This is a genomic window from Candidatus Palauibacter sp. (assembly GCF_965216145.1).
Classification (GTDB): Bacteria; Gemmatimonadota; Gemmatimonadetes; order Palauibacterales; family Palauibacteraceae; genus Palauibacter.
Genome location: NZ_OZ244149.1, coordinates 484,634 through 507,349 on the forward strand (window position 1 = coordinate 484,634; position 22,716 = coordinate 507,349).

Sequence of the window (22,716 nt, forward strand, 5' to 3'; positions counted from 1 at the left end):
TGCATGCCCATATACGAGTACAGGTGCCGCGGATGCATGCATGAGTTCGAGCTCCTCGTCCTGGGTCGGCGGACGCCGGCCTGTACCTCGTGCGAGAGCGAGGATCTCGAGAAGCTCATCTCCCTGCCGCGGGTCCACTCCGAGTCCCGGAAGGGGAGATCGCTCGCGGCCGCGAAGAAGCGTGATGCGACACTCGGGAGCGAGCGCATGCGTGCCCAGCGGGAGTACGAGCTCAGCCACAACGATTGAAGACCCGGCCCAACGACGCGAGCGTCAAGGATTTCCTCGCGAAGGCAGGGAACGAGCGAAGGCGAGGGGACGCGCTCGCGCTGCTCGAGCTGATGAAGGGGGTGACCGGCGAGGAGCCGGTGATGTGGGGGGATTCGATCGTCGGTTTCGGCAGCTACCACTACCGGTACGCCAGCGGGCGGGAGGGCGACTGGCCGCTCGCCGGATTCTCGCCGCGGAAGCACGCGCTCACACTCTACATCATGTCGGGGTTCGCGAAGCACGGTGAACTGCTGTCGCGGCTGGGCCGGCACAGGACCGGCAAGTCCTGCCTCTACATCAAGCGACTCGATGACGTCGATCTGAACGTGCTCCGCGAACTCGTGGAGCGTGCGGTGGAAGAGGTCTCGACTCGCTACGCCGGCAGCGGTTCGTGAGCGTGCGGGGAGGGGACGGACGGGCCATGGCGGGGACCGGATGACGAATTCCTACGCCGAGGCGCTGGCCGCGCACGGCCTGGAAGATGTGCAGCCCCGGTACAGGCGTCTTCTCCTCGAGCTGAAGGCGCGGGACGCCGCGGCCTACGAACGCGCCGTCGCGCGATACCGGTCGGAGGTCGAAGGGGTGACGCCGGGAGCCGACGCGCTGGCGGCCTGGCTTTCCTACGGGGCGTGGCTGGCTTCCCGGATCGAACCCGGCAGACTCGTCAGGATTTCGTCCGAGGGACTCGCGACCCCGGCCCCGGATCCGGCCCCGTCGGATCCCATGCTGATCCATCTGCCCGAGGCGCCGAACCGAAGAGCGCTGGTGGTCGCGATGCCCGCCGACCCAACGGACGCGCAGCGCGCCACGGCCGACCTGTTGTGCGAGTAGGGGCCGCCCCGGCCCATGGATGAGGTGGCAGAGGTGGAAGAGGAGGAACGGCGGTGACATCAGGCACCCTGCGGCACGAGCGGATCGAGCCGCGCGCCCTCGAACAGGAGATGCGCGAGTCTTTCATCGACTACTCGATGAGCGTCATCGTGCAGCGAGCGCTCCCCGATGCGCGCGACGGTCTCAAACCGGTCCATCGCCGGATCCTCTACGCGATGCGGGAAGAGGGACTGCACCCGTCGCGCCCGCACAAGAAGAGCGCGACCGTCGTGGGCAACGTACTCGGCCGGTACCACCCGCACGGAGACGGCGCCGTCTACGATACGATGGTGCGGATGGTTCAGGACTTCTCGCTGCGCTACCCGCTCATCGACGGGCAGGGCAATTTCGGCTCGATCGATGGCGATTCGGCCGCCGCCTACCGCTACACGGAAGTACGGCTGACGCCTCTGGCCGTCGATCTGCTCGAGGACATCGATCGCGACACGGTCGACATGCGGCCCAATTTCGACGGGCGCCTGACCGAGCCCGCGGTGCTCCCCTGCCGGTTGCCTCACCTCCTGCTCAACGGAAGCGACGGGATCGCGGTCGGGATGGCGACCAAGGTTCCGCCGCACAATGCGGTGGAACTCCTCGACGCGGTCGATCACCTCATCGCGAACCCGGAATGCGGCGTGGACGAACTGCTCGCCCGCGTGCCCGGGCCCGACTTCCCGACCGGCGGCTACATCTGGGGCCGGGCCGGCATCGAGTCCGCCTACCGGACGGGGCGCGGTCGGGTCGACATGCGCGCCCGGATCCATCTGGAGGAGGGGAGGTTCGGAAAGGACTCGCTCATCGTCACCGAACTCCCCTACCAAGTGAACAAGACGCGCGTCATCGAACAGATCACGCGGCTGGTGCGGGCCGGGCAGACCGACGCGATCACGGACCTCCGAGACGAGTCCGACCGGGACGGCATCCGGCTCGTCATCGAACTCAAGCGCGACGCCAAGCCGGACAAGGTCGTCGCCACGCTGTTCAAGAAGACGCAACTCCGGTACACGTTCGGCGTCATCATCCTCGCCCTCGTCGACGGCCGGCCCGAGGAACTGGATCTCAAGACCGCCCTCGGAATCTGGATCGAACACCGGCTCTCCGTGATCCGCCGCGGCGCGGCGCACGATCTCGACCGCGCCCGCGATCGCGCGCACGTCGTCGAAGGCCTTCGAGCGGCGCTGGACGACATCGACCGCGTGATCGAGATCATCCGCGGATCGAAGACCGCGGAGTCCGCGAGAAGCGGGCTGCTGGCGGAGTTCGCGCTGAGCGAGCGGCAGGCCGACGCGATCCTGGCCATGCGACTCGTCCAGTTGACCGGCCTCGAACGCACGAAGCTGGCGGAAGAACTCCTGGCGCTGCAGGAGGAGATCGTGCGCCTCTCCGCGCTCGTGGAGGATGAGGGCGCGCGGCGGAGCTTTCTGCGCGAGGAGCTTCGGGAGCTCGCGAGACGATACGAGGACCCCAGGCGGACCGAGATCCTCGACGATGGGACGACCTTCCGAGTCTCCCGGGGCGGCGGTGGCGAGATGAAACTCGTGCTCGTGAGCCGGGGCGGCTACGTGAAAGCCCAGCCGGCGGCGACGGGCGGGGGGCTGGCGGGGGCCGAGGCCCTGTCGAACCGGGCAGGCGATTTCGCGCGGCACGCGTTCCTGGCCGGCGGAGGGCAAACCATCCTGCCGGTCACGGCGCGCGGGCACGCGTACGCCCTGCCCGTCTCCGTGCTGCCGCGGGGTACGCGCAGCTCTCGCGGCAGGCACCTGTCGGAGTTCCTGGACCTTGAGCTGGGCGACGAGATCGTCGTCGTCCTGCCGGTCGAAGACTTCGCTCAGGACCGGTTTCTTGTCGTCGCCACGCGACAGGGGAAGGTCAAGCGCTCCGCCCTGTCCGACTATGCCAATGCGCGCGCCGCGGGCATCATCGGGGTCCGGATCGCGCGCGGCGACGAGGTCGTGGCGGCCTTCATCACCGAGGGCGGCGGCGACCTCCTCCTGGCGACCCGATCCGGCCAGGCGATCCGCTTTCCGGAGTCCGCGATCCGCGTCATGGGCCGTACGGCCCGTGGCGTGAAGGCGATCGAACTCACCCGCGGCGACGTCGTCGTGGCCGCCGCGGCCCCTCGGCCGGACGCCGATCTGCTGGTCGCTACATCGGCGGGCTACGCAAAGCGGATCCCCTTCACCGAGTTCCGGGTGCAAGGGCGGGCCGGGAAGGGATTCACGATCCTCCCGGAACGGAAACGGACCGGCCATCTGGTGGGATTCATCGAGGCACACGCCGCGGACGAGGTCGCGTGGGAGTTGTCGGATGGCTCGGTGGCGACGACCTCGGCGAGGGCCGCGATCCGGCGCGCCCCGCGGGAGGCGGGCCGTCCGGCGGTCAGCCTGCGCCCGGGCATCGCGGTCGAAGCCGTGCACCCGATGCACTCCGGCCGGCGGGGGCAGACCGATTCCCCGCCCGCGGACGAGCCGCGGACGCCGCCCTCCCCTGAACGGACAGCGCCGGATGGCGCGCCGCAGGCGGAGTTCGAGTTCTGAACACATCTCGGGTGCGTTATCGACACCCGTTTTCGGCGCGCGTACCTTCCGGTCGCGTTGACGCACCACGGCGGGAGGGACGGATGGTCAGACCTGTTGAGGCGGTTCGCGCGCGGCCGTTCCTCCGGCTCGCGTGGCTGGCGATCGCGTCGCCGTTGCTGGGCGGCTGCGACGGAGCGTCGTCCGGCGGCAGTCCTCGGAGCGAAGCGGCACCCGGCGACACGGCCGCCATGTATGCCGCGCAGTTGGCGGAAAGTCTCGGTGGACGGGACGCGTGGGATCGAACGCGCTATCTCTCGTTTCGCTGGATCGTCGAGCGGGACCGACAGGTGGTGGCCAACCGGGAACACGCCTGGGATCGGTACGACGGGAGATATCGCGTCGCCTACGAACAGGAAGGCGCCGCGTACGTTCTGCTGTTCAACGTCAACGAGGTCGAGGAGCACCCCGAACTCGGCAAGGTTCCCGCCGGCCGCGCCTGGGTCGGCGGCACGGAGTTGACCGGTGCCGCGCGCGACTCCGCTCTGCGGCGGGGGTACGGGGCCTTCATCAACGATACGTACTGGGCCGTGATGCCCTTCAAGTGGGAGGACCCCGGCGTGCACCTCGCGTATGAGGGGACCCGGACGCTCTCCGATGGAGGCGAATACGCGGCGGTCCACCTCAGCTTCGAGCAGGGCCTGGGCACCACCGAGGATCAGTACTGGGGCTTTCTCGACGAGTCGGGGCGAATGGCGGCCTGGCAGTATCACCTCGGACGGTCCGAAGCCCCCGGCGACGTCATCTGGTGGTCCGATTGGCGTCAGGTGGGCGACATCCAGTTCGCCATGACGCGAGTCATGGACGACGGAGAGCGCTTCATGTACTTCGAAGATGTCGCCGCGAGCGAGACGGTACCCGAAGGACGCTTCGACCCGCCGGCGCCTTGAACGAACCCGGTTCCGGTTCCCCGCCGCCCGATTCGATCGCGTCCAGCGAAGACGAGGGACGCCGCTACAGGGAGGGCGTCTACGAACCGCTCGACGAGAGCACCCTGCCGGACGCACCCGACGGCGGGGCCTTCCCGCGGCGCGGCCACGGGCCGCCCTTCAAGCTCGTGCGGGAGATGTCCCGGGTTCCCCGTCTCAGGTACATCATCGGTCCCTCCGTCATCGCGCTCGGCATGGGGCTCGGCAGCGGAGAGTTTCTGCTGTGGCCCAACCTTGTCGCCGCGAACGGATTCTCCATCTGGTGGCTGTTCTGGATCGGGGTGGTCACGCAGTTCGTCGTCATCGGCGAGATCGAGCGCTGGACGATCGCCACGGGCGAGTCGACCTTCAACGGGATGGCGCGGCTCGACCGGCTCGGGTTCTGGCCGTGGCTGTTCCTGGTCGCGACGCTGGTGAGCTTCTTCTGGCCCGGCTGGGCGTCGCAGTCCGCCGAGTTCGTGGGCCAGATCGTCGTGATCAGCGGCGGGCCGGACATTGCGTGGCAGCCGATGGCGCTCCTCATGCTCGCCTGTATCTGGTTCGGGCTCGCAGTCTCCCGGATCGTGTACAACGTCCTCGAGCGCCTGGAGATCGCGCTCGTGGCGGGGTTCTTTCCGCTGCTCCTGATCACGCTGCTCGTCGTCGGCCTCGTCCCGTCGCACCTGCTCGAACTCGCGGTGGGCGCGGTCTCGTTCGGGCGCGCACCGGCGGAACTGTTCACGGGGGACCAGTTTCCGACGCTGATTCTCGCGGTGGCGTACGCGGGAACGGGAGGCACGCTGCTCCTCGCCCAGTCGCTGTGGCTGCGCGACAAGGGCTTCGGGATGGCGAGGTTCCAGGGGCGGATCGCCGGAATACGAGGCCGGAACGAGGAGATCAGCACGACCGGTTTCGTCTTCGACGCGGCCGATCCGACCGCACTCGGGCGCTTCCGGGGGTGGATGAGGATCGTACATCACGAGCTGCTCGTCTCGTTCGTGTTCCTCACGCTCCTGAGCGTCGTCATCACATGCATGCTGGTCGTCACAACGCTCGGTACGGACAATCCCGGTCTGGCGGGAGACCTGACCGGGATGGTGACCCTTCAGGGGGAGGCGATCCAGCGCGTGGGCGGGCTGTGGCTGAGGGTCGCGTTCCTGTTGGGAGGGTCGCTCGTCATCTTCTCGACACAGCTCGCGATCCTCGACACGGTGACCCGGATCACGGGCTGCATCTTCTACGAACGCTTCGGGCATCGCACGCGCTTCTTCACCCAGAAGCGCACCTTCCTCGTATTCCTGACGATCTTCGTGCTGGCCGCGATGGGGATCATCACCGCGTCGTGGATCGGCGGCGAGGGGCTGGACGTGCTCCAGCCCGATTTCCTGCTCCTCATTGCCGGGCCGTTCACGATGACCAGCATGTTCCTGTTCACACTCGTGGTCGGCTACATGAACGTGCGGCGCCTGCCGGCCCAACTGGGCCCGCCGGCCTGGAAGCGGTGGAGCCTGCTTTGGGCCGCCGTCCTCTGGGGGTGGTTCACCGCCGAACAGCTATCCCGCACGGCGATGTCCGTCGCGGCCGTCGACCCGCGATTCATGGAGTCGCTGGCCCTGCACCCGATCCGGATCCTGTTCTACGCGTTGTGGCTGGCGGCGCTGGGCTGGTTCGCGGTCCGCACACTCCCGGGTGGGGAGAAGAGGGGGGCTCGAGCGTAGGACCCGGCGCCGAAGGGCGCGGACTCGGGTCGCGGAATCAGGTCGCGGGATCAGGCGTAGCCTCGGCCATTCTCCGGGCCATTTCCTCCGCGGCGTGCATCCGTGACAGGTCGAGCGAGAAGTCGGGCCGCTCCGCCGGCGACAGCTTGTCCATGAGTTCACGGATTTCGCGCGGGGCAAGACCCGCCGCCTTGAGGTCGTCGCGGGTCGCTATCCCGTCGGCGTGGATGGACCCCGCTTCGGCATCGGCACGAAGCAGGTGGCGCAAGATCGCGAGTTCTCCCGCACTCAGGCGCGCACCCATGACTTCGTAGTCGATCCAGGCTTCGTAGCTGAGCGGCGCGACCCGCTCGAGCATCCCCGCCATCACCCGGCCGTACTCCTGGATCTCCCACTGCGCATGGGCGTCCACCCTGAGCCGAAGGAAGTGAAGCAGGTTGTGCAGGTCGATCTTCCAGTACCACTGCGTGTAGGTGGAGAGCGGCAAGTCGATGCGCGCCAGCTCCCGGGCGACATCTTCGGAGAGCAGCCACCCGTACGCGTCAGCCGCTTCGATCCGCAGCCGCTCCCACCGATCGATCGCGCCTCGGTACAGGGCTCGAGGGGCGGGGTCTCCCTGCCGCCCCTGGTTGTTCAGACTGCTCTGATAGGCGAACTGCGCCTGGTCCGGCTCATAGAAGAGCAGCGGCAGGAGGCTGTACCGGGCGCTGAGTTCATTGACGGAGGCGGTGCGGTGCCGGATCCACTGGCGCGCCACGAAGATCGGCATCGAGCAGTGAAACTTGAACTCGACCATCTCGCTCGGCGTCGTATGGGCGTGCCGGCGCAGGTAGCGGACGAGACCGCGTGTCTGGCTGACCCGGCGGGTGCCGGCCCCATAGCTCACGCGGGCGGCTGCCTCTACGTCGGCGTCCGAACCCATGTAGTCGACGAGCGCGACGAACCCGTGGTCGAGCACGGGGAAGTACCCGCCGAGGATCTCCTCGGCCGCTGCGACCGTCGGTCTCTTCGTCTCCATGGGCTACCCGCGCGCCTCGAACGAGGTGGTTTCCGGCAGAATATCAGTTCGGCAGCACACGGGCGACCGCGCGCTGCCAGCCGGCATACAGCTCTTCGCGCACCCTGGGTTCCATGGCCGGGGTCCAGGCGCGGTCGTGCCGCCGCAGAGCGGCGACGCCCGGCAGGTCCGCGAACAGGCCGGCGCCGAGCCCGGCCAGCATCGCCGCCCCGAGCGCGGTCGTCTCCGTGACGGCGGGGCGGGCGATCTCGAGGTCGAGCATGTCGGCGAGGAACTGCATGGCCCAGGCGTTCCGGGTGAATCCTCCGTCCACGCGCAGTCTCCGCGGGCGGGGCGCCCCGTCCGCCTGCATGGCGTCGATCAGTTCCCGCGACTGGTAGGCCACCGCCTCGAGGGCCGCGCGGGCGATCTCGGCCCTGCCCGTATCGCGCGTCATGCCGAGCAGCGCCGCGCGCGCGCCGGGGTCCCAGTGGATGCCGCCCAGTCCGACGAAGGCCGGCACGAGCACCACCCCCCCGGTCGAGTCGACGGAGCGGGCGAGCGCCTCCGTCTCCGCCGCATCGGAGATGATGCCCAGCCCATCCCGCAGCCACTGAACCGAGGCGCCCGCGACGAAGATGCTCCCTTCCAGCGCGTAGGTGCGCTCACCCCCGAGCTGCCAGGCAACCGTGGTCAGCAGGCCGTGCTGCGAGGTCAGCCGCTCGGACCCGGTATTGAGGAGCGCGAAGGCCCCCGTCCCGTAGGTGAACTTCATCCCCCCGGGCTCGAACGCCGCCTGGCCGAAGGTGGCCGCCTGCTGGTCTCCGGCGATGCCCCGCACCGGGATCGGGCGGCCGAACAGGTCGGCGCGCGTCTCGCCGAAGTCTCCCGCCGAGTCACGTACCTCGGGCAGAACGGCGGCGGGCACCCGCAGCAACTCCAGCAACTCAGGCCGCCACTCGCCATCGCCGATGTCGTAGAGGAGCGTCCGCGAGGCATTCGACGCGTCGGTCGCGTGCACGGTCCCCCCGGTGAGGCACCAGAGAAGCCAGCTGTCGATCGTCCCGAAGGCCAGTTCGCCGCGTTCCGCCGCCTCGCGCGCGCCCTGTACACGATCCAGGATCCACGCGAGCTTCGTACCGGAGAAGTACGGATCGAGTCGCAGCCCGGTGTGGCGCGCGACCCGCTCCTCATGACCCGCCTCGCGAAGTTCGGCGCAGGCGCCCGCCGTCCGCCGGTCCTGCCACACGATCGCCGGGTGGATCGGCCTCCCGCTCGCGCGTTCCCACACGACCGTCGTCTCGCGCTGATTGGTGAGGCCGATCGCCTCCACAGGGTGCCCGAGGGCCTCGGCGGCCCCGATGACCTCCCGCGTGACCTTGATCGCGTCGTCCCGGATTCGCTCGGGATCGTGCTCCACCCAGCCCGGGGCGGGATAGCTCTGCGGCAACTCGCGTTGCGCAGTCGCGACCGGCTTCCCCGAAAGGTCGAACGCAATGGCGCGCGTCGAGGTCGTGCCCTGGTCGATCGCGACCAGGGCGGGTCCGCGCCTCAACGCTACGGCGACCGGCGAACGAACTCGACCTGCGCGGTCAGGAGTCCCGCCGCCTTGAGCCCCTCGTTCAGCACCAATCGATCCATGCCGTCAAAGTAAACGGTGCTTGCCTGCATCCACAGCCAATCCTCACGGTCCGCAGGGAAGACCAGGGGAATCGCCTCGAGACCTGCCGGGTCCAGGACCAGACCGATCGTGTGCTCCGACGTGATCCGGGCGAAGATGCGACCGTCCGGCAGAGGCCTGAGGCTCGTTACGATCTCCGTTCCCAGAACGCGCTCAGCTCCTCCGAAGCTCTCAACGGCCTCGCGGTTAAGCCTCAGCTCGCGAGCCCGCATTTCCCTGGGCAGGAAGACAACACTCACCAGCTCTCCGTCGGGATCGAAACTCGCGAGCGCGAGCTGGTCCCCGTCGAGGACATGGATCAGACCGTTCCCCGTAACCGTGACCAGGTCCACGGGCAACTGAAACACGCCTTCCGGGTCGGTGCGCAACTCGTCCGGGATCCGTCCGAAAGCTTCATTCCCCTGCGCCGTCACCCGTGTCAGGTAATGATCCGGGAACGCATCCCCCGCGACAAGCAGTCCCAGTTCCGGGTGCGAAGCAACGTCGTTCGCGTTGCCGGGAAACGATTGGCTGGTCACGAAGTCACCGTCCAGGGTCAGGTACGAGACTCGTCCGGCTCCGATGTCCAGCACCAGGACCTGATCGGCCGCGGGGGCCATGCGCCTGGGGAACCTGTATTCTCCGGGGCCATCCCCGTCCCTGCCCGCGATCCGCACGGGATTCAGGCTCCGGTCGAGGAGGACGATCCGTTGATTCAGCCCGTCGGCCACGAAGTAGCCGTTGGGGGTCACGAGTATGTCGGCGATCGAACCGAAGCTGACGCGTTCGTCAAACTGATCGAGATGGGCGTCAAGCGACCGAATCTCGTAAGCCCGGCTGGTCTCGGCGAAATAGACGCGTCCGTCGTCTCCGGTGACCCGGGACTCACCACATGCCACGAGACCGAGATGACTCGCCAGCGCGAACGCAGCCGTCCACGGGGCCGCTGCCGGCCACCGATCAGAACTCGGTGGCCGGCAACGGTTCGTAGCGCGGCCCGCTAACCGCACGGCACGCGGTCGCGAACCGATGGTAGGCACGTGGTGGCACCTCACTGGAAGCCGAACTCGGTGTAATCATCACACCGGACCCGTATCGTTCCGCCGCCCGTCATCGAATAGGAGCCGACGTTGAAGGTCACGGAGAAACCGAGCGAAACCCCCGCGCCGACACCGAAGTTGAGCGTCACGCTCTGAGAGCCCAGGAGCGTCCCGTGGGCTGGATTGCCGGGACCTCCCGAAATCATGTCCGCACATTCGCTCTGTGCCGCGGCTGCGGACGGCTGCACCAGCGAGAGCATCAAGGCCCCCGCAAAGACCCATCCCGCGGCGGGCACCCACGCCCCTCTGCGTCTGCTTCCGTTCGTCCTCATCATCCTCACCTCCCCTGGTTGATCCGCGAGGGCGACGCCCTGCCGCCCTCTCTGAACCGAGGATCCGAAGGGGTATCAACGGGGCGTCAACCGGGGAGATGTCGTGAGACGAGAGATCCTGCGGATGCGACTCAGACGTCGAGGTTGCGGACGTATCGGGCGTGCCGTTCGATGAATTCGCGGCGCGGTTCCACGTTCTCGCCCATGAGCGTGTCGAACAGCCTGTCGGCGTCAACGGCCTCCTCGATCCTGACCTGAAGCAGCGTCCGCCGGTCGGGGTTCATCGTCGTCTGCCACAGCTGGTCGGCGTTCATCTCGCCGAGACCCTTGTACCGTTGCAGCGAGGTGCTGCCCTTGCCGTTGTCCAGCCGCACCTGGGCGGCGACGCGCTCCGCCTCGTCGTAGCAGTAGAACTCCGTCTTTCCCTTCCACACGCGGTAGAGGGGTGGCTGTGCGATGTAGATGTAGCCGGCGTTGATGAGTTGCCTCATCTGACGGAAGAAGAAGGTCAGGAGCAGCGTCCGGATGTGGGCGCCATCGACATCGGCGTCCGTCATGATCACGACCTTGCGGTATCTCGCCCGGGAGAGATCGAACTCCTCGCCGATCCCCGTGCCGATCGCCGTGATCATGGCCCGGATTTCCTCGTTGGAGAGGATCCTGTCGATCCTCGCCTTCTCGACGTTGAGGATCTTCCCGCGCAGGGGGAGGATCGCCTGGTAGTTCCGGTCGCGCCCCATCTTCGCGCTCCCGCCCGCGCTGTCGCCCTCCACGAGATACAACTCGGCGATCTCCGGGTCCGTGATCGAGCAGTCCGCCAGCTTGCCGGGCAGGATGCCGGTCTCGAGCGCCGACTTCTTGCGGGTCAGGTCCCGCGCCTTGCGCGCCGCTTCCCGCGCCCGCGACGCCTGGATGGTCTTCTCGATGATCTTCCTGGACGGGCCGGGATTCTCCTCCATCCACGTCCCGAGCCCCTCGTTCACGAGGCTCTCGACGATCCCGCGCACTTCGCTGTTCCCCAGCTTCGTCTTGGTCTGCCCCTCGAACTGCGGCTCCATGACCTTGACCGAGAGGACGGCCACGAGCCCCTCGCGCACGTCGTCGCCGCTCAGGGCGGGATCGGCCTTCTTGAGGATGTTGTTCCGCTGCGCGTAGCTGTTGATCGTGCGGGTGAGGGCGCCCTTGAACCCCGAGAGATGGGTTCCGCCCTCGTGTGTGCTGATGTTGTTGACGAAGGTGAACGTGTTCTCGCTGTAGGCGTCCGTGTACTGCATGGCGAGTTCGATTTCCGTGTCGTCCTGGTCGCCGGCCACGAAGATCACGTCGGAATGAAGCGCCTGCCTGTTCCCCAGAAGATACTTCACGAACTGGGCGATCCCGCCCTCGAAGTGGAAGTCGCGCCGGAGCCCCTCCCGACGCTCGTCGACGAGGGTGATCCGTACGCCCCGGTTCAGATACGCGAGTTCGCGGAGCCGGTTGGCGAGCGTCTCGAAGCTGTATTCGAGATTCTCGCCGAGCCCGGTGAAGACGTCGGGGTCCGGCCGGAAGGTGACCGTGGTCCCCGTCTCCTTCGTCTTCCGCCCCTTCCCGAGCTTGCCCTGGCTGACACCCCGTTCGTATCGCTGCGACCACACATGGCCGTCGCGGCGGACCTCGACCTCCAGCCATTCGGAGAGCGCGTTCACGACGGAGACCCCCACACCGTGCAGCCCGCCCGAGACCTTGTAGCTCGACTTGTCGAACTTCCCGCCGGCGTGGAGCGTCGTCAGCGCGAGTTCGACGCCGGGCACCTTCTCGGTCGGGTGAAGGTCGACCGGGATGCCGCGCCCGTCGTCCGCCACGCGGATCGACTGGTCCTCGCCGATCCTTACGTCGATCCTGGAGCAGTAGCCCGCCATCGCCTCGTCGATCGAGTTGTCTACGACCTCGTAGACGAGATGATGCAGTCCGCGCCCCGAGGTGGACCCGATGTACATGCCGGGACGCTTGCGGACGGCGTCCAGCCCTTTGAGGACATGGATCTTTCGCGCCGTGTAGTCCGAGTTGCCCTGGTCGTTGCCCGCGGGTTTCCTCCCGGTCTTCGACTCCGTCATCAACGCCTCCCGCTCCTGTTTCGGCCGCGTCGCGCGGCGACCGTCGGCGATTCGCCGGACTGCACGAACATGATCTGGTCGATCCTGCCGCGGTCCCGGCCCTCGTTGAGGCGGGCCAGCAGCGTCCGCCGCATCATGCTCAACTCCGTCATCCAGGCCGCACCCGACACCTCGATGAACAACGTCCCGGCTCTCAGCCCGCCGACCCTCGTCACGCGGGCGATATGCGGCCCCACGCAGCGCCCCCATCGCGCGGCGGTGGCGCTGCGCTCCACCCGTTCGCGGATGCCCATCCGGTCGAGCATCTCCGTGAGCAGGCCGCCCACGCGTTGTGGGCGCCGCCGGGCGGCCGCGGTGTCACCGGGGCGGCGGGCGACCCGATCCGCGCCGCTCATGCGATCAGCCGTCCATTCCGGAGATGCCAGCGCGCCAGTTCCCCGCCCCGCAGGCCGACATCGCCGGGCTTGGGCGCGGTGAGGATCACCTGCCCATCCCGTTCGGCTTCGAAGAGCCGCAACAGCCGGCCCGAGCGGTCCTCGTCGAGTTCCGCGAACACATCATCCAGCAGATACACGGGCTCCCTGCCGAGGCGCTCTCTGAGCCGGTCGGCCTCGAGCAGACGCAGCGCGAGAGCCGCGGTCCGCTGCTGACCGCTCGATCCGTAGTTCCGCAGGTCGCGGACGCCCTCCGGCGCCTCGACGTCGAACCGGATCTCGTCGCGGTGCGGACCGATCACGGTCATGCCCCGCCGTCGCTCGCGTTCCCGGGTCGCCTCCAGCGCCCTCCGGAACCGCTCCGTCCATGCCCCGTCTCCGTCGGACTCTCCCGCCGGATCGCCGGACACGATGGAAGCGGCATAGCGCAACCGCGCCGCGTCACCTCCCGAGATCCGCGCATAGAAGTCGCCGTATCGCTCCGCCCCCTCCGACACCCACGTCGCCCGCCTCTCCGCGAGGAATGCCCCGACCTCGATCAACCCGCCCGTCCAGGCGTCGATCTCCCGACTCGACCAGCCGCGCCTGAGCGCTTCGTTCCGCTGCGCCAGGAGACCTCGGTAGCGCTGCAGCGCCGCGAGGTAGCCCGGCACACCCACGGAGAGCGCCACGTCGAGAAACCGACGCCGCAGCACCGGCCCCCCCCGCACGATCTCGGCGTCTTCGAGCCGGAAGGCGACGACCCCGACCGAACCGACCCCGGCCGAAACGCGGTCCACTTCGAGCGCATCGACCTCGACCTTCTTGATCCGCCGGGACCGGTCGTAGGCCGCGGCCACGGAAGTCGCCCCCTCGACCACGCCCTCCACCCGGAACACCGTCTGCCCGAACCGCACGAGTTCACGATCCCGGACTCCGCGGAAGGACCGGAACACCTCGAGGTAATGGATCGCCTCGAGCAGGTTCGTCTTGCCCGATCCGTTGAGCCCGATGATCGCGACGCCCTCCTCCGGGAACTCGCATTCGAGTCGCTCGAAGTTGCGATAATCACTCAGGGTCAAGCGCCTGAGGAAAGGCGCAGAGGACGCCTCGGGCCGGCGGACGGACGGTGCCTCCGGTGTCTTCATCACGTATCCCGAAAATACCGCGAAAACCCTTATGCCGCAAGGAAATCTAGGGATCCGCGGTCGCGTCCTCCGTCTCCCGCAAACGGTTGCCCGGCAGGTCTCGCGAAGTCAGCTTCGAGGACGTTGATGACGCCATTCCGCCGCCGCGGCCGACGCCGCCCGATCATGCGAACGAAACGCTCCCGAGGGGCCGTGCTGCCGCTCGGAGCCGTGCTGTCGCTCGCACCGCTTCATGCCGCCGCCCAGGCCGGGGAGATGATCACGGTCGCGGAGGCGGTCGCGGACGGGTCGGGTCGGATGTGGCGGGATCTCGCACTCGGAGCGGGCGTCCTGGGCGCGGCGTTCCTCCTCGATGAGCCCGCGCGCGACGTCGCCGGGGGGCTGCAGGGCACTCTGGGGGACGACCTGGCCGCGATCGGGCATGACTACGGCGACTGGAAGCGGACGGCCCCCTTCCTCGCGGGAGGCGGACTTCTCCTCGGAGTGACGCTCGATGGAAGCCGGGGAGTCCGGAAGGCGACATCGGCGTTCTTCGGCGTATTCGCCGGATCGATGTCCAACACCCTCCTCAACTGGACGCTGGGCCGAAGCCGCCCACGGGAGGAGAGGGGGTCGCTGCACTTCGACCCGTTTCGGGACAACGCCTCGCTGGGGTCTGGCCACACCGCCTACGCGTTCGCGATCGCGGCCGCGGTCGACGAAGTGACCGACGGCGGGTGGGCGATCCCCTTCTACGCCGTGGCTGCCGGCACCGGCCTCGCCCGGATCTACGGAGACCGGCACTGGCTGTCCGATGTCGTGGCGGGGGGCTTCGTAGGGCTGTGGGTCGGGCGTCGAGCGACCCGCGCCGCCGCGGGGTGGCTGCGCGTGGCCGGTGCACCGGAGGCTGACGACGAGGTCCCCGCTTCCGGGGTTCGGATCGAACCTCTCGTTCTCGTGGACGGCGTCGGGTTGCGGCTGCGCTTCTAACAGTCCCCGCTGCACCCCCGGCGGCCGACCCGGGTCCCCCCCTCTCCGGAGCGCCCCGGAATCGCGCCCCGTATGTTGGGGACTCACGTTCCGCGTGGAACCGGTGCCGCGGACCCCGGCGCTTCCTGCAGCAAGGAGTCATCCCATGGTGCACGTGCCCAGCCTCTGGATGCCGATCCTCCTGGCCGCCGCGCTCGCGTTCGTCGCGAGTTCGGTGATTCACATGGTTCTCGGCTACCACCGGAAGGACTTCGGGGGTGTTGCCGACGAGGATGGCCTCATGGATGCGTTGCGCGGGTTCGGGATCCCGCCCGGGGACTACTCCTTCCCCCACGCGGGCAGCAAAGAGGTCATGGGTAGCGAGGAATTCCGGGAGAAGTGGACGCGCGGACCGACCGGGTTCATGACGCTGCTGCCGTCACGAGATCTGGTACGCCCAGGCGTGGGGGACGACCGCCCGCAACGTGTTCGACAGCCTCGTCTACGGACTGCTCACGGGCGGCGCCTTCGGCTGGCTGTGGCCCGCCTGACCGGTGGGTCCGCGCAGGTAGACGTCACGTGAGGTCCTTCATCCGAAGGGTTGTGCGCCAAGCCGCCACGTGACTCTCGGTATGCTGGCGTTTGAAGCGTCTCCGGGTCCGAGCTCCCACGCTGCTCGCGAGCACCTCAAGTGACACGATTCTGTCGAGCCACCCGAGTTCGCAAGCGGCGGCGATGGCCGCCCGGTCGCTGCTACACAACTCAAACTCGGCAGTGACCGTCCCGGCCAATGCCAATAGATCGCGTTCGCCGGCGTCGAGCCGGTGGGCGTCGGGATATCGAAGTCGGAAGGCGGCTGCGGCCGCGGGCGTAAGAGTCACCACCGATGCGCGGCTGATGTCTTCTTCGCTGACGGATACATTTCCGGACGCAGAAGGGTCGCCCCGCCGCAATTCCGCTGCGCATTCGTCGACCGTGACGACCTGCCGCTGGCCCGTGATGGCATTCCAGCACCCGGTGTCGACCGCTTCGATAATGATCATGGTGTCCACGAGGATGATACTGGGCTGGGCGACCGTGACTACGTCAGGCCTCGAAGTATGTCTCGTGGCCATAGTCCCGGAGGAGAGAAGCCAGGTCCGGCACCGCCAGATCGAGCAGGGAAGCCGTCCGCCTCACCGAGAGACGACCAGTATCGAGAGCTGTGGCGATTCGATCGATGAACGGCTGGCTGAACGGAGTCGCCTCTCGAGCGGCCGGCGGTATTCGTCGGTTTGTGGCGAAGCGCCAGTCTTCGATGCGGTCCAGTTCGGCCTTCGAGATCCAGCCGAGGCTATGGAGACGCCACTTGCACGCGGTGCCGGAAACTCGCAGGGCGTCAGCGACTTCGTTGATGCGCTCGTGTAAGTCTGCCTGCGTCGACTGCCGCTCCCAATGCTCCCTGAGGATACTCTCTGGCATGAGGAGCGCGGCGGCGAAGTTCTCCGCCAAGCGCTCGACACGCCAGCCGTTCCCGTTCCTGGGAACATCGACAACGTCCGTCCGGTCCGGCGGCATCGCGTCCCATGTGAACAGATGAAACAGTTCGTGTGCCAGGTCGAAGTGCCGACGTTGCTCGGAATCGCGCCGATTCACCAGAACGCAATTCAATCCCGAAACGCGAGATGCCGCCCCTGAGATGCCAGGTGGAGTATCGACGTTCAGAACCAGTATTGAAGCGTGGTTCTCCATCGCCGATCGCAACGCCTCGGCAGGGGGCACCCCCAGTTGCCACCGGTCGGCTACCCACTCGCCCGCCGCCTGCGCGTCCTCGAAGGACGACTGGGGCGTCAACGGGAGCTTGGACTGGAGCCACGGTTGTGCTCGACCCTGCTCGATCGACAACTCGCGATACAGCGCAAGCCAGCGTCCGGCGCTGTACTCGAAGTCGTCAAGAACCGCATTTGCTACATCCGTGGTCGTCCGAAATGAGAACTCGCCTTCGCCGGCGAGCTGGAAGGGATCCGTGAAGTATTCGAGGTCGACACGGAGAATCTTCATCGCCTCAATGAGTTCCTGGGCGCTCAAGCTACGCTGCCCCGACTCGATGCGGGCAAGCGTCTGTCGATGCGCCAAACCCAAGGCATCGGCGAGTTGTTGCTGGGTCAGCCGGGCGCATTTTCGAGCAACCTTCAGCCGCAGCCCCATGCGAACGTCCTGCTTCATTAGCATGAACGCATGCTATCGTTGCATCTGGCAGTTTGCAATGCGCTCTTTCGGCCAAACGGCGGTTCAGCCGGCGCACCGCCTGGGCGGCAGGGGGCCTTCCGGACGGAGGGCGAGCATGACGCGGACGCTCGCGCCCGGGACGAGTTCCACGTCCTGTGCGAGGGACTCGAAACCCTCACAGATAGCGCGGAGACGGTAGGCGCCCGGCGGAAGTCCCTCGACCGAGAAACGGCCCGCGGTGTTCGTCACGGCGCGGAAGTCGGTGCCCACGAGCACCACCGGCACGTTCCGGAAGGGCCGCCCCGTGCCCTCGTTGACGACCAGTCCCGTAATGGCCCCGGGCATGGTCACCTGGACGATGAGCCGTACTTCCGTGCCGGACGCGGCCTCGAAAACATCCCGCCGACCCGTCTCCGGGCCGTAGGCGGCCTCCAGTTCCACCGCCGCTCCGGCCGGCAGGTCGCACAGACGATACCGCCCGAGCGAATCCGTCCGGACCGCGAGGTCGCGGCGTAGGGCGCCTTCTGATGTCGGGTAGGTGGCGAAGACGTGCGCCGCCGGCAGTCGCACCCCGGTGAGTTCGTCCTCCACGAATCCGTCCAGCGCGACCTCCCCGGCATGGCCGGCGGGCTCGCACAGCTTCACGTCGACCTGCGGGATCTCCGCCGTCCGCGCCGTCCAGTCGGACCACAGGATGATCGCGCCGCAGACGGCTGTGGTGTCGTTGAGCGCGAAGAGGGGGATCGGCGCGGGTGGCGTGTACAGTTCCGCCGCGCCGACGTCCGTCACGGATAGTTCGTCGAGGATCCGGGGGGCCGGCCCGACCGCGGATCTGTGCAGGCCCGCCGCGTTGATGGACACCGGCCCGCTCGTCCCCCATGCCGAGGTGTATCCGATGAATCTCTCGTCGTACCAGACCTGCACCTGGGCACAGCGCGACAAGGGGGCCCGCCCCTGCAGGTTCGACACGAAGCGCGACAGCCGGATGAATCCCACGCTTCGGGTCCGGATCCATTTGGGTTCGAAGTAGGTGCCCCAGCCTTCCTCCAGCCGGTCGTAGAAGCCGGTTTCCGCCAGGCGGGGTGCCCGGCCCTCGACGTCGACGTTCAGCGGTTCCAGCGGGATCGCTTGCGGCGTCAGCCCAAGGTTCAGCGTCGCCAGCCCACCGGGCCCGATTTCGAGCGGCGTGCTGAGGCCTTCGTAGCCGATGCGGCGCACGCCGAGCACGTACTCGCCCGGCGCGACGCCTTCAAAGGCGAAGCCGCCCGCCGAGCCGCTGAGCGTCTCCCGGACCGAACCGGCGAAGTCGGCGAGACGGACCATCGCGCCCTCGATCGGTTGGCCCGTCGTCTCGTCCGTCACGGTGCCCGCCACCCGAACCGCCTCCTGGGCCGCCAGCGACCGAGACCCGGGAACAATCCACACAACGGTCGCCAGTGCCAGCAGCAGGAGCAGCAGCGGTGCGCGCGCTGTCGCGATCATCTTCCTCCGTAGTCGGGCGGTCACGAGTGCCTGTCCTGCAGACGCCGCGAAGCGAGCGAACGTCACTCGCGGCGCGCTGCGCGCGCGGGGCGGCTACTTCACGAAGTCGGACACCACGGGCTCGTCCCCGCTGTAGTCGTAGAACCCCTTCCCCGTCTTCCGGCCGTGGTAGCCCGCCAGAAACATGCGGCGCAGCAGCGGCGGGGAGGCGAAGCGCGCCTCCTTGTACTCGTCGTACATGATCTCCGTGATGTGGTACAGCGTGTCCAGGCCCACGAAATCGCCCAGCGTGAACGGACCCATCGGATACCCGCAGCCCAGCCGCAGCCCCTTGTCGATGTCCGGGATCGACGCGATACCGGACTCGTAGGCGCGGATCGCGTCGAGCATGTACGGGACGAGCAGCCGGTTCACGACGAACCCCGTGTTGTCCCCGCACGCGATCGGGCTCTTACCCACCGACTCGGCGAAGGCGAAGGCGAGATCGAACGTCTCCTCCGAGGTCTGCCCGCAGCGGACGACCTCGACCAGCGGCATCACCGGGACGGGGTTGAAGAAGTGGAGGCCGACGAAGCGGTCCGGTCGATCGGTCCCGGCCGCCAGTTCCGTGATCGAGAGGCTCGACGTATTCGACGCGAAGATCGCGTCATCCTCGCACACGCCGCCGAGGGCGCCGAACAGTTCGTGCTTCGCCTCGAGGTTCTCCGTGATCGCCTCGACGACGAGGTCGCAGCCGGCGAGATCCGCCAGATCCACGGTCGGGTGCAGGCGACCCGCGATCGCGTCCCGTTCTCCGGGCCCCAGCTTCTCCTTCGCGACCGCGCGGTCGAGGTTCTTCGCGATGCGGGCCATGCCGCGGTCGAGGTACCCCTGCTTGACCTCGCGCATCACCGTCTCGTAGCCGGCCGCCGCGCTGACCTGCGCGATCCCGCTCCCCATCAGTCCGGCGCCCACCACCCCGACCTTCCGAATCTCGGTCAATGTCCACTCTCCTCCCGAATATTCCCTTGAAGATGTACTCCCCTCACCAGGGGAGTTTCTGGTGCCACGGCTCCCGGGCGCCGGCGAGCTCCTCGCCGCGCTCGAGGCGGTCGAGGAGACCCTGGAGCGAGAGTTCCATGCGCTGCCTCAACTTCGCCATCGTCGACCGGGCAGAGACCGTCGCCACCCCCATGCAGCCCGAGAAGATCGCGACACCCCCGAGGATGGGCAGGATCCCGCCGCCGGTCGCCAACGTAAGCCCGAGCCCACCGGCGATGCCGCCAACCGTCATCCCCCCGAACCAGCCCCCGAGGTGTTCCTTGCGGACGTTCGTCATATCGGCCGTCAGGGTGACGAGCGACCAGCCGTTCTCCAGAGGTTCGGTCACGACCTGGAGGCTCCGCGCCTTGGCGAGGGTGTAGCCTCGGCCGCTGAAATCGAGGCCGCGTCGCATCTGGGGGACGAGCCCGGCCGCCGGCTCCCAAAGCGATCGACCCGGTCGCGAACGAACCCGCTTGAGGAGTTCCTTCTCCGAGAGGTACGGCTCGAGATTCGCCTCGATGTCGTCCGGACGCCCGGGAGCGACCCGACTCGCGCTTACGATCGCCGGCCCGCACAGTCTGCGCGCGAGTCCGGTGTCCGCCGGGGTCTCGGGAAGCAGCGAGGCGGCCTCGACCTCGGCCAGCGCCTGCCGGACATGGCGTTCCTCGAGACCGACCTCCGCCCCGATCTGGATGACTTCGCGCGAGCCGATCGAGCCGTCTACCGCCGTCGAACTCCTGAACTGGAGGTCCGAGGCCCGGCGGATCACGCGTTCGAGTTGCTCCCGCGTGATCGTGGCGGGGACGGACGGACGGCTTACCGCGGGAGCCGGCGGCCTGCCTTCCCCGGGACCGGAGTCAGCCGGCGGCATCGCGTTCTCCGGCCACGCCTTCCGGCTGGCCAGCAGCCTCCCCGGCCTCGCCGGCCGCCTGGGCGCCGCGCAGTCTCGGCGCGTCTTCCGCGCTCTCGAGCACCCTTTCCACGTCCTCCGACATCTCCGGAGGCGAGAAGGCACCCTCCGCGGCCTGCGGCCGGGCCGCGAACAGACCGGAGAGCGACCCGAGGTCGACCGGGAGCGGGAAGATCGTCGTCGAGTTGTTCTCTGCCGCGATCTCGGTCGCCGTCTGCAGGAAGCGCAACTGCAGCGAGGCCGGGTATTCGCTCAACTGCCGCGCCGCGTCCCGCAGGTTCGCCGCCGCCTGCAGTTCGCCCTTCGCGTGGATCACCTTGGCGCGCCGTTCCCGTTCCGCCTCTGCCTGGCGCGCGATGGCCCGCTTCATCTCGTTCGGCAGATCCACATCCTTGACCTCGACGCCGGTGACGTCGATCCCCCAGGGGTCGGTGCCCTGGTCGATGATGTCCCGCAGGATCTGGTTGAACTTCTCCCGCTCCGCGAGGACCTCGTCCAGTTCGGCCTGGCCGATGACCGACCGCAGCGTCGTCTGCGCGAGCTGGGAGGTGGCGAAGAGGTAGTCCTCGATCTCGAGGATGACGCGTCGAGGGTTTGCGACCCGGAAGTAGAGCACCGCATTGACCTTCACCGACACGTTGTCGCGGGTGATGACGTCCTGCGGCGGGATGTCCATCGCGATGATCCGCAGGCTCACCCGTTCCATGCGCTCGACACCGAAGGGGACGAGGAAGATGAGCCCGGGTCCGCGCGTCGGACGGACCCGGCCGAGCCGGAACACAACGGCCCGCTCGTACTCCTTCATGATTCTGAGACTCGTGGCGAGCGCGAGCGCCCCCGCCCCGGCGAGTATAAAGAAGAGGGGATCCATGTTCACAACCTCCGACAGCTGGGGAGACCCGGGGTCAGGCGTCGACTTCCACAATCACGGCCGCGCCCTGTCCTCCGCCGATGCAGGCCGCCCCGAGCCCGAACCCGCCGCCGCGGCGGCGCAACTCGTGGAGGAGGTGGCCCGTGATCCGCGCTCCCGTCATCCCGAGCGGGTGGCTGAGCGCGATCGCTCCGCCGTCCACGTTGACTTTGTCCCGGTCGAGACCCAGTTCGCGCTCGACGGCCAGGTATTGCGGGGCAAAGGCCTCGTTCACCTCGACGAGGTCCATGTCCTCCAGCGACAGGCCGGCCTTGTCGAGGGCGATGCGGGACGCCGGCGCGGGCCCGATGCCCATGATATGGGGCGGCACCCCGGCCACGGCGTACGAGACGAGGCGCCCGAGCGGCTCGAGGCCGTGCGCGGCCGCATACTCGGCCCCGGCGAGAACGAGCGCCGCGGCGCCGTCCCCTATCCCGCTCGCGTTGCCGGCGGTCACGAGGCCGTCCTTCTTGAAGTGCGGCCGCAGCTTCGCCAGCCCCTCGGTCGTCGTGTCCGGACGCAGCTGTTCGTCCCGATCGAAGGACATCTCCCTTCCCTTGCGCCCGACCGTCACGGGAACGACCTCGTCCGCGTATCGACCCACATCCCAGGCCTCCGCCGCAAGCCGCTGGCTCCGCACGGCCACCTCGTCGGCCTCCGAGCGCGAGATCCCGTATTCCTCGGCCAGATTCTCCGCCGTCTGGGCCATCGAGTAGCCGCAGTAGGGATCGGTGAGCGCCTCCCACAGCGAGTCCTCCAACTTCGGCGCCGGGCCCAGCCGCAGGCCCCAGCGCGCACCGCGCACGATGTGCGGAGCCTGGCTCATGGATTCGGCGCCCCCCACGAGACACACGTCGCTTTCGCCGAGTTCGATCTCCTGCGATCCGTCGATGACCGCCTGGAACCCCGACCCGCAGAGGCGGTTCACCGTCAGCGCCGGCGTCTCGATCGGCAGTCCCGCGCGCAGCCCCACGTGCCGCGCGAGGTAGATGGCGTCGGCCGAGGTCTGCATCACGTTGCCCATCACCACATGGCCGAACTCGGCGGCTTCGACGCCCGAGCGTTCGACCGCCGCGGACGACGCGACAACGCCGAGGTCGACCGCCGAGTGATCCTTCAGGCTCCCGCCGAAAGCCCCCATGGCCGTCCTGGCCGCGGAGAGAAAGACCGTACCGTTTCCGTTCGTGCCGCTCATCTCTGCTTCCCCCTG

At 68.1% G+C, this 22,716-nt stretch carries 21 protein-coding genes and 1 pseudogene; 8 read left to right on the forward strand and 14 right to left on the reverse strand.

What is annotated here, in order from left to right; translation table 11 throughout:
- Positions 1-3: 3 nt before the first annotated feature.
- The 6 genes from ACOOHF_RS02085 (at position 4) to ACOOHF_RS02110 (ending at position 6,342) form a co-directional block, all read left to right on the forward strand.
- Complete coding sequence (locus ACOOHF_RS02085) at positions 4-249, forward strand: FmdB family zinc ribbon protein (RefSeq protein ID WP_419936380.1); 246 nt, start codon at positions 4-6, stop codon at positions 247-249.
- Positions 246-665, forward strand: coding sequence for a DUF1801 domain-containing protein (locus ACOOHF_RS02090; protein ID WP_419936379.1), 420 nt, complete (start codon positions 246-248; stop codon positions 663-665). Before ACOOHF_RS02085 ends, ACOOHF_RS02090 begins: the two co-directional genes overlap by 4 nt.
- Positions 666-705: 40 nt before the next feature.
- On the forward strand, positions 706-1,101 hold the full coding sequence (locus ACOOHF_RS02095; protein WP_419936378.1) for a hypothetical protein: 396 nt from the start codon (positions 706-708) through the stop codon (positions 1,099-1,101).
- A 53-nt stretch (positions 1,102-1,154) separates the two neighbouring features.
- Positions 1,155-3,677, forward strand: a complete 2,523-nt coding sequence (gene gyrA / locus ACOOHF_RS02100) for a DNA gyrase subunit A (protein WP_420463181.1) — start codon at positions 1,155-1,157, stop codon at positions 3,675-3,677.
- An 83-nt stretch (positions 3,678-3,760) separates the two neighbouring features.
- Positions 3,761-4,606, forward strand: coding sequence for a hypothetical protein (locus ACOOHF_RS02105; RefSeq protein ID WP_419940696.1), 846 nt, complete (start codon positions 3,761-3,763; stop codon positions 4,604-4,606).
- Positions 4,603-6,342 (forward strand): Nramp family divalent metal transporter, encoded by a 1,740-nt coding sequence (locus tag ACOOHF_RS02110; RefSeq protein WP_420463182.1) that lies wholly within the window; start codon positions 4,603-4,605, stop codon positions 6,340-6,342. The genes ACOOHF_RS02105 and ACOOHF_RS02110 overlap by 4 nt, the downstream gene beginning before the upstream one ends.
- Positions 6,343-6,379: 37 nt before the next feature.
- Here the strand turns inward: ACOOHF_RS02110 and thyX are convergent, their stop codons facing one another.
- The 7 genes from thyX to recF all read right to left on the reverse strand — a co-directional run bounded on the left by thyX (position 6,380) and on the right by recF (position 14,025).
- Positions 6,380-7,360 (reverse strand): FAD-dependent thymidylate synthase, encoded by a 981-nt coding sequence (gene thyX / locus ACOOHF_RS02115; RefSeq protein WP_420463183.1) that lies wholly within the window; start codon positions 7,358-7,360, stop codon positions 6,380-6,382.
- Between the two features lie 43 nt (positions 7,361-7,403).
- Positions 7,404-8,894 carry a glycerol kinase GlpK gene (gene glpK, locus ACOOHF_RS02120; protein WP_420463184.1) on the reverse strand — a complete coding sequence of 497 codons (1,491 nt, stop codon included), beginning with the start codon at positions 8,892-8,894 and terminating at the stop codon, positions 7,404-7,406.
- Positions 8,895-8,896: 2 nt separating this feature from the next.
- Positions 8,897-9,898 carry a hypothetical protein gene (locus ACOOHF_RS02125; protein ID WP_420463185.1) on the reverse strand — a complete coding sequence of 334 codons (1,002 nt, stop codon included), beginning with the start codon at positions 9,896-9,898 and terminating at the stop codon, positions 8,897-8,899.
- A 152-nt stretch (positions 9,899-10,050) separates the two neighbouring features.
- A complete protein-coding gene (locus ACOOHF_RS02130; protein WP_420463186.1) occupies positions 10,051-10,371 on the reverse strand; it encodes a hypothetical protein in 321 nt (106 codons plus the stop codon).
- Positions 10,372-10,502: 131 nt separating this feature from the next.
- Positions 10,503-12,464 carry a DNA topoisomerase (ATP-hydrolyzing) subunit B gene (gyrB, locus tag ACOOHF_RS02135; RefSeq protein ID WP_420463187.1) on the reverse strand — a complete coding sequence of 654 codons (1,962 nt, stop codon included), beginning with the start codon at positions 12,462-12,464 and terminating at the stop codon, positions 10,503-10,505.
- Positions 12,464-12,859 carry a DUF721 domain-containing protein gene (locus tag ACOOHF_RS02140; RefSeq protein WP_420463188.1) on the reverse strand — a complete coding sequence of 132 codons (396 nt, stop codon included), beginning with the start codon at positions 12,857-12,859 and terminating at the stop codon, positions 12,464-12,466. The genes gyrB and ACOOHF_RS02140 overlap by 1 nt, the downstream gene beginning before the upstream one ends.
- On the reverse strand, positions 12,856-14,025 hold the full coding sequence (gene recF / locus ACOOHF_RS02145; RefSeq protein ID WP_419936368.1) for a DNA replication/repair protein RecF: 1,170 nt from the start codon (positions 14,023-14,025) through the stop codon (positions 12,856-12,858). Before recF ends, ACOOHF_RS02140 begins: the two co-directional genes overlap by 4 nt.
- A gap of 192 nt (positions 14,026-14,217) precedes the next feature.
- Here recF and ACOOHF_RS02150 point away from each other — a divergent pair, with 192 nt between their 5' ends.
- Both ACOOHF_RS02150 and ACOOHF_RS02155 read left to right on the forward strand, forming a co-directional pair.
- Complete coding sequence (locus ACOOHF_RS02150) at positions 14,218-14,994, forward strand: phosphatase PAP2 family protein (protein ID WP_420463189.1); 777 nt, start codon at positions 14,218-14,220, stop codon at positions 14,992-14,994.
- 145 nt (positions 14,995-15,139) lie between these two features.
- Positions 15,140-15,556 (forward strand): hypothetical protein, encoded by a 417-nt coding sequence (locus ACOOHF_RS02155; RefSeq protein ID WP_420463190.1) that lies wholly within the window; start codon positions 15,140-15,142, stop codon positions 15,554-15,556.
- On the opposite strand, the gene ACOOHF_RS02160 is transcribed toward ACOOHF_RS02155, so the two are convergent.
- The 7 genes and pseudogenes from ACOOHF_RS02160 to ACOOHF_RS02190 form a co-directional block, all read right to left on the reverse strand.
- On the reverse strand, positions 15,549-16,016 hold the full coding sequence (locus tag ACOOHF_RS02160; RefSeq protein WP_420463191.1) for a hypothetical protein: 468 nt from the start codon (positions 16,014-16,016) through the stop codon (positions 15,549-15,551). The two genes, ACOOHF_RS02155 and ACOOHF_RS02160, sit on opposite strands and share 8 nt — an antisense overlap.
- Positions 16,017-16,059: 43 nt before the next feature.
- Positions 16,060-17,160 carry an ImmA/IrrE family metallo-endopeptidase gene (locus ACOOHF_RS02165; protein ID WP_420463192.1) on the reverse strand — a complete coding sequence of 367 codons (1,101 nt, stop codon included), beginning with the start codon at positions 17,158-17,160 and terminating at the stop codon, positions 16,060-16,062.
- An 84-nt stretch (positions 17,161-17,244) separates the two neighbouring features.
- Positions 17,245-18,663: a carboxypeptidase regulatory-like domain-containing protein gene (locus ACOOHF_RS02170; protein ID WP_420463193.1), complete on the reverse strand. Its 1,419-nt coding sequence runs from the start codon at positions 18,661-18,663 to the stop codon at positions 17,245-17,247.
- Between the two features lie 93 nt (positions 18,664-18,756).
- Complete coding sequence (locus ACOOHF_RS02175; protein ID WP_420463194.1) at positions 18,757-19,644, reverse strand: 3-hydroxyacyl-CoA dehydrogenase family protein; 888 nt, start codon at positions 19,642-19,644, stop codon at positions 18,757-18,759.
- A gap of 43 nt (positions 19,645-19,687) precedes the next feature.
- A complete protein-coding gene (locus ACOOHF_RS02180) occupies positions 19,688-20,557 on the reverse strand; it encodes a hypothetical protein (protein ID WP_419936361.1) in 870 nt (289 codons plus the stop codon).
- A 190-nt stretch (positions 20,558-20,747) separates the two neighbouring features.
- Positions 20,748-21,467 (reverse strand): annotated as a pseudogene (locus ACOOHF_RS02185) (slipin family protein); the annotation flags it as partial.
- Positions 21,468-21,501: 34 nt separating this feature from the next.
- Positions 21,502-22,701, reverse strand: a complete 1,200-nt coding sequence (locus tag ACOOHF_RS02190) for an acetyl-CoA C-acetyltransferase (protein ID WP_420463195.1) — start codon at positions 22,699-22,701, stop codon at positions 21,502-21,504.
- Between the last annotated feature and the right edge of the window lie 15 nt (positions 22,702-22,716).

Coding starts and splice junctions, on each gene's coding strand:
- ACOOHF_RS02085 (WP_419936380.1), top strand. CDS start 4: ATGCCCATATACGAGTACAGGTGCCGCGGATGCATGCATGAGTTCGAG.
- ACOOHF_RS02095 (WP_419936378.1), top strand. CDS start 706: ATGACGAATTCCTACGCCGAGGCGCTGGCCGCGCACGGCCTGGAAGAT.
- ACOOHF_RS02105 (WP_419940696.1), top strand. CDS start 3,761: ATGGTCAGACCTGTTGAGGCGGTTCGCGCGCGGCCGTTCCTCCGGCTC.
- thyX (WP_420463183.1), bottom strand. CDS start 7,360: ATGGAGACGAAGAGACCGACGGTCGCAGCGGCCGAGGAGATCCTCGGC.
- ACOOHF_RS02130 (WP_420463186.1), bottom strand. CDS start 10,371: ATGAGGACGAACGGAAGCAGACGCAGAGGGGCGTGGGTGCCCGCCGCG.
- gyrB (WP_420463187.1), bottom strand. CDS start 12,464: ATGACGGAGTCGAAGACCGGGAGGAAACCCGCGGGCAACGACCAGGGC.
- ACOOHF_RS02140 (WP_420463188.1), bottom strand. CDS start 12,859: ATGAGCGGCGCGGATCGGGTCGCCCGCCGCCCCGGTGACACCGCGGCC.
- recF (WP_419936368.1), bottom strand. CDS start 14,025: ATGAAGACACCGGAGGCACCGTCCGTCCGCCGGCCCGAGGCGTCCTCT.
- ACOOHF_RS02155 (WP_420463190.1), top strand. CDS start 15,140: ATGGTGCACGTGCCCAGCCTCTGGATGCCGATCCTCCTGGCCGCCGCG.
- ACOOHF_RS02160 (WP_420463191.1), bottom strand. CDS start 16,016: ATGATCATTATCGAAGCGGTCGACACCGGGTGCTGGAATGCCATCACG.
- ACOOHF_RS02165 (WP_420463192.1), bottom strand. CDS start 17,160: ATGGGGCTGCGGCTGAAGGTTGCTCGAAAATGCGCCCGGCTGACCCAG.
- ACOOHF_RS02170 (WP_420463193.1), bottom strand. CDS start 18,663: ATGATCGCGACAGCGCGCGCACCGCTGCTGCTCCTGCTGCTGGCACTG.
- ACOOHF_RS02180 (WP_419936361.1), bottom strand. CDS start 20,557: ATGCCGCCGGCTGACTCCGGTCCCGGGGAAGGCAGGCCGCCGGCTCCC.
- ACOOHF_RS02190 (WP_420463195.1), bottom strand. CDS start 22,701: ATGAGCGGCACGAACGGAAACGGTACGGTCTTTCTCTCCGCGGCCAGG.